This is a genomic window from Glaciibacter kafniensis (assembly GCF_039538945.1).
GTDB lineage: Bacteria > Actinomycetota > Actinomycetes > Actinomycetales > Microbacteriaceae > Cryobacterium > Cryobacterium kafniensis.
The window spans coordinates 295890-309579 of record NZ_BAABCN010000003.1; the positions used below are offsets into that span (position 1 = coordinate 295890).

The 13690-nt window shown below is 65.4% G+C and carries 10 protein-coding genes; 1 reads left to right on the forward strand and 9 read right to left on the reverse strand.

Going from position 1 to position 13690, the window contains the following annotated elements:
• Positions 1–150: 150 nt before the first annotated feature.
• The 3 genes from gcvPB to ABD791_RS09255 are packed head-to-tail and all read right to left on the reverse strand — an operon-like array spanning position 151 to position 5280.
• On the reverse strand, positions 151–1713 hold the full coding sequence (gcvPB, locus tag ABD791_RS09245; RefSeq protein ID WP_345065233.1) for an aminomethyl-transferring glycine dehydrogenase subunit GcvPB: 1563 nt from the start codon (positions 1711–1713) through the stop codon (positions 151–153).
• Positions 1710–3164 (reverse strand): aminomethyl-transferring glycine dehydrogenase subunit GcvPA, encoded by a 1455-nt coding sequence (gene gcvPA / locus ABD791_RS09250; protein ID WP_345065236.1) that lies wholly within the window; start codon positions 3162–3164, stop codon positions 1710–1712. Before gcvPA ends, gcvPB begins: the two co-directional genes overlap by 4 nt.
• 4 nt (positions 3165–3168) lie before the next feature.
• Positions 3169–5280, reverse strand: coding sequence for a beta-galactosidase (locus ABD791_RS09255; protein WP_345065239.1), 2112 nt, complete (start codon positions 5278–5280; stop codon positions 3169–3171).
• Between the two features lie 154 nt (positions 5281–5434).
• Between ABD791_RS09255 and ABD791_RS09260 the strand changes: the two genes are divergently transcribed.
• Positions 5435–6091, forward strand: coding sequence for a GntR family transcriptional regulator (locus tag ABD791_RS09260; RefSeq protein WP_345065242.1), 657 nt, complete (start codon positions 5435–5437; stop codon positions 6089–6091).
• Positions 6092–6470: 379 nt separating this feature from the next.
• Here the strand turns inward: ABD791_RS09260 and ABD791_RS09265 are convergent, their stop codons facing one another.
• The 6 genes from ABD791_RS09265 to ABD791_RS09290 form a co-directional block, all read right to left on the reverse strand.
• Positions 6471–7325, reverse strand: coding sequence for a carbohydrate ABC transporter permease (locus tag ABD791_RS09265; RefSeq protein WP_345065245.1), 855 nt, complete (start codon positions 7323–7325; stop codon positions 6471–6473).
• Positions 7322–8245: a carbohydrate ABC transporter permease gene (locus tag ABD791_RS09270; RefSeq protein ID WP_345065248.1), complete on the reverse strand. Its 924-nt coding sequence runs from the start codon at positions 8243–8245 to the stop codon at positions 7322–7324. The genes ABD791_RS09265 and ABD791_RS09270 overlap by 4 nt, the downstream gene beginning before the upstream one ends.
• 1 nt (position 8246) lies before the next feature.
• A complete protein-coding gene (locus ABD791_RS09275) occupies positions 8247–9560 on the reverse strand; it encodes an ABC transporter substrate-binding protein (protein ID WP_345065250.1) in 1314 nt (437 codons plus the stop codon).
• Positions 9561–9940: 380 nt separating this feature from the next.
• Positions 9941–11767, reverse strand: a complete 1827-nt coding sequence (locus tag ABD791_RS09280) for an amylo-alpha-1,6-glucosidase (RefSeq protein ID WP_345065253.1) — start codon at positions 11765–11767, stop codon at positions 9941–9943.
• Complete coding sequence (locus tag ABD791_RS09285; RefSeq protein WP_345065256.1) at positions 11764–12726, reverse strand: carbohydrate ABC transporter permease; 963 nt, start codon at positions 12724–12726, stop codon at positions 11764–11766. Before ABD791_RS09285 ends, ABD791_RS09280 begins: the two co-directional genes overlap by 4 nt.
• Entirely contained in the window at positions 12723–13685 is a 963-nt protein-coding gene (locus ABD791_RS09290; RefSeq protein WP_345065259.1) for a carbohydrate ABC transporter permease, read from the reverse strand. Before ABD791_RS09290 ends, ABD791_RS09285 begins: the two co-directional genes overlap by 4 nt.
• Positions 13686–13690: the final 5 nt, after the last annotated feature.

Sequence of the window (13690 nt, forward strand, 5' to 3'; positions counted from 1 at the left end):
CGACAGTCCCGACCGACTCGACACCCGATCGAAATCGGCGGCCGGTCCTCCTCCCATTCGACGGAGATTTTCACCGCTGAGGCCGTTTTCAGCCGAAATCGGCCGAATTTGCGATGAATCTCCGTCGAATGGGAGAAGCACGTCAGCGTTCTAGCTGAAGTACTTGCGCTGGTACATGCGCCAGGTGATGGCCCAACGCTCCGGGTCGTCGAGGTCATCGTGGTGCGTGTGGTGAACCGTCTGGTTGTGCGGCGCCGTGCGCACGACATCCGGCGTCTCACGAGCTTCACGGGCGACCTCGGCCAGCACGCCGGCATACTCGTCGAGCTCGGCCATCGTGTACGACTCGGTGGGCTCGAGGGTGAAGGGCTGCGGCACCACGTAGGGGTGGTGGCTGGTCCAGTAGTGCATGCCGAAGTCGCTGGCGCGCACACCGATCTCTTCAGAGCTGATGCCGGTCTCTTCGAACAGCTCCTGCCAGGAGTAGCGCACCTGCTCGATGCGACGACGGCCCGTTGCGTAGGGGGCGGATGCGCCGGGAATCTCGAGGATGCGCTTCATCAGGTAGTTGTTGTTCAGCACGGCGATCTCGGCGACGGCGCGGAGGCCCTCTGCACCGAGGGCCATGATCCACGAGTACGCGCGCACCAGGTTCGGAACGACACCGTAGAACGGCGCGACCTTGCCGATGGACTGCGGACGGTCGGCGTTGAGGGTGTAGCGGTCGCCCACCTTTTCAACGATCGGGCCCGGCAAGAACGGGGCGAGGGCCTCGGAGACGGCGTTGGCGCCGGCACCCGGTCCGCCACAGGCGTGCGGGGTCGAGAACGTCTTGTGCAGGTTGAAGTGGCAGACGTCGAAGCCGGCGTCGCGGGCACGGGTGATGCCGAGGATGCCATTCGCGTTGGCCTGGTCGTACGACGCGAGGGCGCCGACTGAGTGAGCCAGGTCGACCCATTCCTTGACACGCGGGTTGAAGATACCGGTGTCTTCCGGGTTGGTGATCATGATCGCGGCGGTCTGCGGGCCGATCACGGCGCGGAGAGCGTCGGCGTCGGGGTAGCCCTCTGCATCGGGATACAGGGTGATCACCTTGTAGCCGGCAGCCTTGGCCGTTGCCGCATTCGACGGGTGGCTGAAGATCGTGGTGATGACCTCGTCGCGCTGGTCTCCTTCACCGTTCGACTCGTGGAAGGCACGGATCATGGCAATGTTGGTCCAGATCGCGGTCGAGCCACCACTGGTGTGCAGCGACACGCTGTGCATTCCGGAAATCTCGGCAATCATCCGCTCGAGGTCGTAGATCAGGCCGAGCACGCCCTGCGCGTCGGCTTCGTCCTGCAGCGGGTGCATGTCGACGAGCTTGGTGGTGCGGATCAGCGCGTCGTTGACCTTCGGCGAGTACTTCATGGTGCAGGTGCCCTGGCCCACGTCGACGTTGAGGTCGGCGCTCAGGTTCTCCTGACTCAGGCGCAGGTAGTGACGCAGCACACGCATCTGACCCATTTCGGGCAGTGCGGCCGACTTCTCACGGCGGAGGCCCACCGGCAGGTCGGCAACGACATCGCCGACGGCCGCGGTGACGGCAGCTTCGGGGCGCGAGACGAGAACGCCGCGCTCTCCGGGCGTCGTCAGCTCGAAGATGATCTTTTCGTCCCAGCTCGCCTGGTGAAAACGACGCAGGGCTGGCTTGGGTGCAATGGGGAGGCTCATGCGCTCTTCTCCTCGGTGTTTACTGACGTGTTGGCTGACCTGTTGGCTGACGTGTGGGCTGACGTGTTTGCAGCGGCGGTGTTCAGAACGGCGGCGACGGAGGCGACGAGACGGTCGATGTCGGCCTGGGTGGTGACCTCGGTCACGCAGACGAGCAGCTCGTACTCGCCGACGACGACGCCGGGCTCGATGCCCTCTGCACGCAGAGTGCTGACGACCCGATGGGCGGTGACGGATGCGCCGCTGAAATCCACGACGAACTCACGCAGGTGCAGCGCGTCATCGGTCAGCGTCACGCCGGCCAGGCCGGCGAGCTGCTGCTGGGCGTAGCGGGTGCGAGCCAGCAGGGTTTCGCCGAGGTCGGCCATTCCCTGCGGTCCCATCAGAGCGAGGTAGACGCCGGCGGCGATCCCCCAGAGTGCGGCGGCCGTGCCGACCCACTCTTTGCCGTCTTCACGCATCGCGAAGGAGGTGCGGTCGTAGGCGACGTCACCGAAGCCGTACTCGCCGGGGACATCCGTCGAGGCCAGGCCGAACAGACGCGACGGCATCTCGAGAACGAATTTGGGGTCGTCGTGCACGGCGATGAAGCCACCGTGTGCGCCGCCGAACCACTGGTGCAGGCCGAAGGACTGAATGTCGCCACAGACGATGTCCGCGCCCTGATCGGCAGGCGGAGTGATGACACCGTAACCGACCGGGTCGGTTCCGACGACGAGGATGGCGCCGACAGAGTGGGCGGCGTCGGCAAGCTGACGGATGGCGGTTTCCACCGCGCCGCTGTAGCTGGGGGTTTCGACCCAGATGGCGGCGATCTCGTCGCCACGTGACTCGACGAGTGCGACGGCTGCTGCGACATCCGCCGTGCCGTTGACCGTGGGAACGAAGCTGAGGTCGAGGTTCGGGCGCACGAAGTCACTCACGCGGGACAGCTTGTCGGGCAGCACGTCGCTGACGACGACGACGCCGCGTCGACCGCTCATACGACCGGCCATCGACAGCGACGTGGCGGTGGCCTGATAGCCGTCGTAGGTCGGAACGTTGACGACGTCCATGTTCAGCAGCTCGGCCATGAGCGACTGGTAGGTGAACAGCGCCTGAAAACGACCGTGGTCTTCGTAGGGCTCACCGGCGTAGGCGGTGAGGAACTCGCTGCGGTTGATGACCTCGTCGACGACGGCGGGAACGAAGTGGTTGTAGGTACCGGCGCCGAGAAAACTCAGCTTCTCCTTGGTCGAGCGGTTCTTGTTCAGCACGCCTTCGACGTGACGCACGAGATCCTGCTCGGCCACGAGCGCGGCCGGCAGGTCGAGCGGGCGGTCCATGCGGAGGTCGGAGGGGACATCCACGTAGAACTCTTCGATCGACTCCGCACCGACGGCGGCAAGCATCGCTGCTTTGACGTCAGGTGCCGAGTTCGGCAGGTAGGGGTGCACGAATGGTTGTGTCATCTGACTAGATCTCTGTCTTCTCGGTCGGGTGGGATATTTCGGTGGAATCGGTGGTCGGGCTTGTCGAGACCGCGCCGGTCGTCGAGACGGTCGCGGGACCCGCCGGGTGCGCGAGCACCGCGACGCCGGCGGGGGCCAACGTCAGGGTGCCGGTCACGTCGGCACCGGTGATCAGGTCGTGCGCGCCGGCCGGCACGGCGACGGATGCGTCGGTGTGGCCGTGGTTGAGCACGAACGTGAAGTCGGTGTCACCGTCGGTGCGGGTGACGACCTCCAGGTCGCGGGTAGCGACGCGGTTCGACAGGCCGGCGGCGGTCAGGGCACGCGCCAGAACCTGCTCGAGTCCGGCAGGGGCGAGCACAGCGCTGAGGTACCAGGCGGAGCCGGCGCCGACCGTGTTGCGCACGATGGCGGCGCGCCCCGCCAGCACTCCGGCTGAGTACGACGCGACGATCTCGGCATCCGGTGCAGCGTCGATCCACTCGCTCCAGATCTCGGTGGTGAGCTGCTCGCCGTCGAGGCTGAGCTGGCCGGTCTCCCCCTCGGAGAGCGGCCACCACTCGTCGACCTCGACACCGAGCAGCGCGCGGAGCGGGCCGGGAGCGCCGCCCTCGTGCACCTTTTCGGTGGGGTCGACGACGCCGCTGAACGGGCCGACGACCAGCTGGCCGCCGCGCTCGACGAAGGCGGTCATCGCTTTGGCCTGCTCGTCGGTGGCGATGTAGAGGTTCGGCACGACGACGACGTCATAGGCATCGAAGGAGCCGGTAGCGCGCACGACGTCGACCGTGTGGCCGAGTGCGAAGAGGGCACCGTGCCAGGCGCGAGCCTGCTCGATCCACTTCAGGCGCTGCGAGGGCAGCGAGTCGGGCGCTGCACTCCCCCACCAGGAATCCCAGTCGGCGACGAGGGCGACGGATGCCCGTACGCGGGTTCCGCGCACGGCCTCGATCTGCTTGAGCTCGGCGCCCAAGGCGGCCGTCTCCTGAAAGGTGCGGCTGTTCTCGCCGCGGTGGCCGAGCATGGCCGAGTGGTACTTCTCCGGGCCGAACTTGGCCTGGCGCCACTGAAAGAACATGGCGCCGTCTGAACCGTGTGCGATGGCCTGAAAGCTGTCGAGACGCATGCGACCCGGAGCCTTGGGCACGTTGACGTCACGCCAGCTCACCGCGCTCGGCGCTTGTTCGAGCAGCAGCCACGGCTGGCCCCCTTTCAGCGAACGCATGAGGCCGTAGTTGAGAGCCGCCGGCACGTGAGCCTGGGGGTCAGCGGGGTCGGGATACGCGTCATCCGTCACCAGGTCTTCGACGGCGGCGAAGTCCCAGTAGTCGAGCTCCTTGAAGAGGCTCATGAAGTTAGTCGTCACGGCGATCTCGGGCGTGACCCGGCGCAGCACGTCGATCTCACTCTGGAACAGTTCGAGCAGGGCGTCACTGGAGAAGCGCTCGAAGTCGAGGTTCTGCGAGGGGTTGATCGGACCCATCGACGTGCGCGGCGGCTCGATGTGCTCGAAGGTGTTGTAGTTCTGGCCCCAGCAGGTGGTGCCCCAGGCCTCGTTCAGACCGTCGATGCTGCCGTAGCGGGCCTCGAGCCAGCGACGGAAGTGACGGGCCGATTCGTCGCACCAGCAGCGCGGCACGTGATCGCCGTACTCGTTGGAGATGTGCCAGAGGGCGAGAGCCGGGTGGTTGCCGTAGCGCGTGGCCATGGCTTCTGTGAGGCGCAGGGCGTGCTCACGAAAGATCGGCGAGCTCGGGCAGTAGGCCTGGCGCGAGCCGAACTCGAGACGCTGGCCGTGGATGTTGGAGGGCAGCACCTCCGGAAACTCACGGATGAGCCAGGCCGGCGGGGTGGCAGTGGCCGTGGCCAGGTCGACCTTGATGCCATGCTCCCAGAGCAGGTCGATCACGCGGTCGAGCCAGCCGAAGTCGTAGACACCAGGCGTGCGTTCAATCTGCGGCCAGGAGAAGACGGGAAGAGAGACCAGGTTGACGCCGGCCTTCTGCATGAGGCGGGCATCCTCGATCCAGGTCTCTTCAGACCACTGGTCAGGGTTGTAGTCGCCGCCATAGGCGAGTGCATCAAGCCTGATCGGCCGTGCAGGAGTCGAGGTCATGCCCGCTCCCCTTTCAAGATTTCTCGTGCAGTGTGAGACCGAACCATTTACACCGCGATGTGAAGATTGTATTCTGTATACAGCAACCGTATGACGAATATTGTATGGAGTCAACCCATAAACTGGGCGTCTCAGAGGTGAGCCTGGAGGGCGCATGGCAATCGAACGGAAGACACTTCGCGCGCAGGTGCGAGATGAGTTGCTCGCACGAATGCGATCGGGCGATGCGCAACCCGGCGAGGGCATCAACGAGGTGCACCTGGCCGCCGAATTGGGCGTGAGCCGCACCCCGCTGCGCGAAGCATTGATCGGCCTCGAAAGCGAAGGCCAGATCACGAGCGAGAACGGCAAGGGCTTTCGCTTCGTCGAGTTGAGCGCCAACGAGTTCGAGGAACTCGGTCCGGTCATCGCCACCCTCGAAGGCCTGGCCATCGAGCTCACTCCACTCGACGACCTGAAGTCGATCGGCCATCGGCTCGCGAAGCTCTCTGAAGAGTTCCATCAGGATGTCGCGGCGCACGCCGAGGTCGCCCACCGCGACGACGAGTGGCACGGCATCATGCTCAGCGCCTGCCCCAATTCACGTCTGCTCGAGATCATCGGCGGCGTGCGCGGACTCTTCCACCGCTACGAATCACTTCTTGTCTCGAATGAGGCAATGATCCAGCGTGTCGCTGCTGAGCACGCGACGATCGCGAACCTCTTGATCGAGGGCGATGTCGATGGCGCTAAGCAGGCCCTCAAGGCGAACTGGCTGAACGGTGTGCAGCGCATTCTCGCGAACTCAAAGCTGAGGTCGGCGCTGGCGTAGCTCCGCACCGTTTTTCACTGCCGCATCGCCGGTCGAGCGTCTTCGGGCTCGTTGAGCTTGCTGACCCTTTTCGCTGTCGCGCGGGTCCGGCGCCACTGCGCCGGTCGGCCCCAACGCGCGCGGCGGCATCCGACCCGCGCTCACGCCCGCAGCGGCATCCGACCCGCGCTCACGCGCGCGGCGGCATCCGACCCGCGCTCACGCGCGCGGCGGCATCCGCTGGCCAGCGGCAGCCGGCTTCCGTGAGCACGACGTCGTCCTAGCGGCCCGCTCGCGCTCCGCTCAAGATCACCTGCGCCGAGCTTGACCGTTCCGGTCGAGATTCCCCGGCATACCGGGGAACCTCGACCGCAGGTGTCAAACTCGGCGAAAGAGCCAGCTAGCCCTTGACCGCACCACCCAAGAGGCCAGAGATGAACTGCCGCTGGAAGATTAAGAACAAGATCAGCAGCGGCAAGGTCGCCAGCAGCGAACCGAGCATGAGGCCCGAGTAGTCGACCCGCGACAGGCCGATCATCGTGTTCAGCGCGACCGGAATCGTGTAGTTATCCTCGGTGTTCAGCATCAGCAACGGCCAGATGAAGGCGTTCCACTGTGTCATGAACGTGTAAATGATCAGCGCGGCGATCTGCGGCCGGGCCACCGGCAGCACGATCCGGTAGAAGGTGCGGAACTCGTTCGCGCCGTCGATCCGCGATGACTCGATCAGCGAGTCCGGGAAGTCGAGAAACGACTGCCGCATCAAGAAGATTCCAAAGGCGCTGGCCACGAACGGCAGGATGACGGCCTGGTAGGTGTCGATCCAGCCGAGGCTGGCCATCATCTGGAACAGCGGCACGAGCAGCACCTGCATCGGGATCATCATCGTGACGAGAATGAGCCCGAGCGCGATCCCACGCCCGCGGAATTTGAACTTCGCGAGCCCGTAGCCGGCCATGATGCTGACGACCGAGCTGAACGCGGTGTAGACAATCGCGAGCAGCAGGCTGTTCACCATGACGCGACCGAAGTTCACGTCTGTCTGCAAGCGCGCCAGGTTGGTCAGCAGCTCGCCACCCGGAAGCACCGGCAGCGGCGTGCCGAACAAGTCTGACGTCTGATGCGTCGAGGCGATGATCATCCAGAGAAACGGGATGAGGCTGATGACCCCGCCGACCAGCAGCACGAGATAGATCGGGGCGTGACGGATGGCCGAACTGAGTCTGGCCGCGGCCGCCGGTGTGGCGCGGGTCACGATTTCTCCCTCGTGAGACGGAACTGAATGAGAGCAATCACCGCGGTGATCGCGACGATCATCCAACCGATGGCGGAGGCGTAGCCGAAGTCGAATTGACGAAAGCCGACCTTGTAGAGGTAGAGCACCGGCGTGAGCGTGGCATCGCTCGGCCCTCCCCCGGTGAGAATGAAGTTCTCGTCAAAGAGCTGCAGGGCGCCGATCGTCGACGTGATTCCGGTGAAGAGCAACACGGGTCGCAGCTGCGGAATCACAATCTTCGAGAAGATCGCCCAACGGCCGGCGCCATCCATTCGCGCCGCCTCATAGAGCTCGCCGGGGATCGCTTGGAGCCCGGCCAGGATGATGACCATGTTGTAGCCGGTCCAACGCCAGGTGATGGAGGCGATCAGGGCGACGCGCGCCCAGACCTCGTTGTTCAACCAGTCGACCGGGGCAATGCCGATCAGGCCGATCATCTGGTTGACGGCGCCGCCGTCGGTCGCGAGCATGACGCGGAAGACGACCGAGTAGGCAACCAGCGTGGTGACGGCCGGCAGAAAGTGCAGCACACGGAAGCCGCCCTTGAACTTCAGCCAGTTCTGGTTGAGCAGGTAGGCCAACCCCACGGCGAAGCACATCATCAGCGGAACCTGGATGACGAGCAGAATGCCCGCGTTGAACAGGCTCTTGCCGACCAAGGGGTCGGAGAACAGGCGAGCGTACTGCTCGAGGCCGACGAACACCGTCTGACCGCCGACGGACTTCGTCATGCTCTGGTAGAGCGACGAGCCGAGCGGGTAGGCGAAGAACAGCGCGAAAAGCACGAGGGCGGGGGCGGTGAAGTACAACCCCGGACGCTGGAGCTTGCGCCCCAGCGTGCGGGGAGTAGTCAGCCAGCCCTGGGCGCGGGTGCGCGCCCGAGTGGACGAGACGGTCATGTTAGCCGGCGATCGTGCGACCAGTCGCGTTGGCGATCTGGTTGGCGACGTCGTCGAGTGTCTTCTTCGGGTCTGCGCCGTTGATGACGGATGCGACGACGGCGTTGGCGACCATGTCCTGCGCCTTGGCATTGTCACTGGTGTAGTTGATCGACGGAATGTTCGCCGTCTCTTCACCGAACAGCGAGTAGACCTTCTGACCGGAGAAGTAGGCGTCTTTCTGCTGGAAGAAGTCGTCCTTAAGCGCTGGCAGGTACGACGGGAACAGACCCTCGTTCTTCATCATCGACACTTGGTTGGCCGTGTCGGCCAGGGTCCAGGCGACGAAGGATGCGGCGAGAGCGGGGTTCTTGGCCTGCGCCGGAACCGCGAGGCCGGAGCCGCCGCTGTTCGAGGTGCGCACGCCATCGGCGGTGAAGCCGGGGAGCGGCGCGACGGCGAACTTGCCCGACAGCTCCGGCATTTCACCGGTGAGGGTTCCGGTCCACCAGACAGCTTCGGGGTGCACGGCGGAGTCGCCGTCCTTGGTCGCGGTGACGCGGCCATCCCAGCCCTTGACGTTCTTGATCAGGCCCTTGTCGTTCATCTCTTTGAGCACGGTGAGTGCCGTGACGGCCTCGGGCGAGTTGACGGTGATGTTGCCCTTCGCGTCGAACAGGCCCTGGCCCTGCTGCTGCAGCATCATGGTGAACGTGGCACCGGTCGAGACGTCGAGCGACATGAGGGTGTGGCCGGTCTGGGCCTTGATCTTCTCGCCGGCGGTGATCAGGTCGTCCCAGGTGGTGAGGGATGCCGGATCGACGTTCGCCTCGGCGAGGTAGTCGGAGCGGTAGAACAGGCCGACGGTTCCCGAGTCCCAGGGGGCGACGAGAATCTGGCCGTCGGCACCGGAAGCGGCAGACCATTTCGACGGGTCGAAGTCGGCCTCCTGGTCGCCGATGATCGGGCCGAGGTCGGCGAGACCGGTCGGGAACTCGGTGATGTAGCCGGGCGCCCTGTCGGTTTCGATCGTCACGACGTCGGGCAGACCGCTGCCGGCTTTGAAGCCGACCGAGAGCTTGTCGTAGGCGTTGTCGTAGCCGACGTCGACGACCTTGATAGTGGTGCCGGGGTGGCTCGCTTCGTATTCGGAGCCGAGGCGCTTGAGCGCGGTTGCCGCGACATCCCACGACCACACGGTGATTTCGCCCGAGACCTTGGCCTTCGGGTCAAGGGCCGCGGCGGGCTTGCCGCTCGAGCCTCCCGTCGCACAGCCGGCGAGCAGTGCCACAGCGGCGAGAGCGGTAACCGGAACGAGATATTTGCTGATCTTCATGATGACTTCCTTGTCCAGAGCAGAATACTGTATACAGTACACGGATGCCGGGGGTCGGTCAACGAGTTTTGCGGGGGTCGAAAAATGGCATGAGATCCCGGCCGCATCACTCCCATTCGACGGAGATTTTGAGCACAATCGTCGAAATCAGCCTCAAAAACGGCGAAATCCCGAGAATCTCCGTCGAATGGGGGCGCCCGTGGAGGGGCTAGTTGCCGATGGTCGAGGGGCGAGGAGCGACGTGCGACGAGCGACGAGCGAGGTGCGACGTGCGAGGAGCGACGAGCGAGGTGCGAGGAGCGACGAGCGAGGTGCGAGGTGCGACGTGCGAGGAGCGACGAGCGAGGAGCGACGAGCGACGAGCGACGAGCGACGAGCGCTTACGCGGAGAGCCGCACCGCGAGATCGACGTAGAGCGCCGCCGACCAGCCGAAGGAGGTCGTCGCCGTGCGCGCCTTCTGTCCCGTGATCGGGTTGAAGTACTCGTTCGGCCCGCCACCGTGGATGACGAGCGCAACAGTCTGCTCGGCCAGACGCCTGGCCTCCTCTGGGTAGCCGGAAGCCTCGAGCCCGTCGACGATCAACGCGTTGATGTTGATCCAGACCGGGCCACGCCACATCCGCTCGTTGGAGAAATCTGGATCGCCGACCGCCACCGTCGGGATACCCCAGGGCGTGCCGAACTGGGCCGGATCACTGAGCGCCGCAACCAGCGTCGCGGCATAGTCGGCCGGCAGTTCGCCGGTCAGCAGCGGCAGCAGGCTGACCGCGGTGTAGGAGGCCACAACCTCATCGCCGGCGTGGGAGAGGAAGCGGCCGGTCTCTGCGTCCCACATCTCCAGCAACAAAGCCAGGGTGGCGTCGGCGCGCTGGGCGCAGGCTGCGGCACGCTCAGCATCGCCGGAGGCGGTGAAGCGCGCGGCGAGCAGCCGGTCCTGCAGCACGAGGTAGGCGCCGAGATCGGGCGAAGCCAGCGGGAACGGCCCGTCGAAGATCGGGCTGTCGTCGAGACCAGAGGAGTAGGGGTGGCCGTACTCGGGCATCCCGTCGCGGTCGAGGTCTGACCCGGCGAACCACCAGTCCTGCGAGCGGGCGATGGTCTGCCAGCTGGCGTCGGCCCAGGCGGCGAGCGAGTCGGCGTCGACGTCGGTCGACTTCGCGAGAATCTTGCCGAGCGCCCAGGCGGCCAGCGGCGGCTTGGTCAGCGGAACCGGGATGCTCGGGTCGGCCACACTCGAGCCGTGTGCGCGCAGCGTCTCACGGTCGGCCGGCGGCAGATCGTCGCTCGACGCCAACACGCCTTCATCGTGCACGACATCGGGCAGCTGACCGGCCGCGGTCGGAAACCGAAAGGCGAGGTCGAGTTGCTCGCGAGCAAGTTGTGGATCGCCGTGGCGGAGGCCGACGGCGATGAAGTAGGCGTCCCACTGCCAAAGACCGACGTAGCCGATCTTCGAGGGCACGACGGCCCGCGCACTCCCCTGGCCGGGCAGCTCGACGATGTTCGCGCCGAGCACCCACCAGCAGAACGCGGTCATGGCCTGCAGATCGGGCCGCACGCGCGGGCAGCGGTCGAGCCAGTCGCGCCAGATCGTCTCGGTCGCGCCGAGGTGAGCGGCGTGGGCAGCGGTGTTGCCGGGGTCTGCGATCGACGTGGTGACCACGCGCTCCTCACCGACGGTGAGCGAAACGGATGCCGCGGCGTCGCCCCCCAGGACGATGGCCGACGTGCGACCACCCGGCAGTTCGAGCCGTAGCTCGGCAGTCGCGCCGTCGAAACCGCCATCAACGCCGATGCTCAGCGCGTGTGGGCCGGCAAAGGTCAGTGTGACGAGCCCGCCACCGAACTCGATGCGCTGCGGCAGCACGGCCGTGACGGCGAGCAGCTCGCCGTCGGCGCCGGCGACCGAGAGCCGGTCGTAGACGACGCAGTCAGACAGCCGACGCTCATACTCGGCGCGGCAGACGCGCACCGATGTGAGCGGTGCGGCGTGCGATGAGCCGTGCGCGGCATCCGTCGGCGTCGCCTCACCAATCGCTGCAGCACGCGTCGCCGTGTGGTCGCCGTGAGCGAGCACGAGAATGCGCGAGCGCGGCAGCGTGAACGGTGCGGCGACGAGGTCGAGGAACGTGCCAACTTCGGCGAGTAGGTCGTCAGTCGCAACGCCGGTCGCGTCGGCGCCGAGCGCGGGAGTCGTGGCGCTCATCGTCCGCCCAGCCCCGAGGCGGCCATGCTGGCAATGATCTTGCGCTGGCCGATCACGAAGGCGACGAGCATCGGGATGGTCGCCACGGCGGAAGCCGCCATCACCAGGCCGTAGTTGACCGCACCGAACTGGCCGCGGAACGAAGACAGCAGCAGCGGAACCGTGAACAGGTCTGGATTGTTCAGCAGTACCAACGGAAAGAGGAAGGAGTTGAACACGTCGAGCGCCACGATGATGCTCAGTGCGCCGATGCCAGGGCCGAGGTTCGGCAGCACGACGCTCCAGAAGGTGCGCCAGCGACCAGCGCCGTCCATGAGCGCGGCCTCTTCGAGCTCACGCGGCAGCGACATCACGAATTGGCGCATCAGGAAGACGGCGAACGGGTTGACCATCATGGCCGGAACGATCAGCGAGAGGTGCGAGTCGACCCAGCCGAGGTTGCTCATGATCAGGTAGAACGGGATCAGCGTCACCTGCTTGGGGATCATCTGCGTCGCCAAGAAGATGATGAAGATGATCTTGCTGCCGCGAAACTTGATGCGCGCGAACGCGTAACCGGCCATCGATGCGGTGAGCAGAGTTCCGACCACGGCGAGCACCGTGATGTAGATGCTGTTCAGATAGGCCTGCGCGAACGGAGCAGCGTTCCACGCGTCGGCGTAGTTGCTGAATGTCCACGGGTCTGGCCAGAAGCTCAGCGGGTCCTGCAGCAGCTGGGGCAGCGTTTTGAACGACGTCAGCAGCATCCAGAGAAAGGGAAACACCATGGCGATTCCGACGACAGTCAGAATCAGGTGAAGCAGCCCCTTGCGGGTGAGCGAGATGCGCTCGCCCGGCTTGGCCGGGGCACGCAGCTTGCCGCCCTTCTGCGCCTTGCCGGCACCGGCCGCGGTGCGGTCAGCCTCGGCGGCGACGATCTGTTCGGCGTCATCGACGACGCCTGTCTCGACCGGGGTCACTCTGCACCATCCTCGTAGTGAACGAACTTCTTTTGTGCACCGAACTGAATGGCCGTGATCACCAGGGTGATGGCCAGCAGGATGATGGCTGCCGCGCTCGAGGGCCCGAACTCGAACCGGCCGAAGCCGAGATCGTAGATGTGGTACACGATCGTGCGGGTGGCGTTGTCCGGCCCGCCCTTGGCGGTGAGCACGAAGACCACGTCGAAGGTCTGCAGGGAGCTGATGAAGGCGATCACCGACGAGAAGAAGATTATCGGCGAGAGCAGCGGCATCCGGATGCGCCAGAACAGGGTGAAGGCGCCGGCGCCATCGATGCGGGCTGCCTCGATGACCGACGCCGAGATGTTCGACAGGCCGGCCAGAAAGATGATGACGTTCAGACCCATCGAGGCCCAGATCGACACGATGCAGACTGAGATCAAAGCGAGGGTGGGGTCGCCCAGCCAGTCGGGCGGGGATACCCCGAACGTCTTCGAGATGACGTCGCTGAGCACACCGTCGGCGCGGAGCATCTGCTGCCAGATCATCGCGACGGCGACGGTGCTGGTGACGACGGGGGCAAAGAACAGCACCAGGTAGAGGGTGCGGGTCTTCAGCTTCTCCAACGCGACGGCGATGATGACAGAGAAGGCGAGGCCGATCGGCACGGTGATGAGTGCGATCAGCAGGGTGTTGATGATGCTGCGGATGAGCAGCGGGTCACCCAACTGTGACACGAAGTTGTCAAATCCGACCCAGGTGAGTTCCGTCAGACCGTCCCAGGATGCGAAGGCGAGAATGAAGCTTCCGGCGAACGGCAACAGCACGAACAGTGCCATCCCGATGACCTGAGGTGCGACGAACAGGTAGCCCCAACGCCGGTCCCGGCGCCGCCAGGCGGACTCCTTGCGGAGCCCGCCTGCCGCCGGTGAGGCGTTGTGCGTTTGCTCGGTACGCGAGCTCGACACGACGGTCATGATTG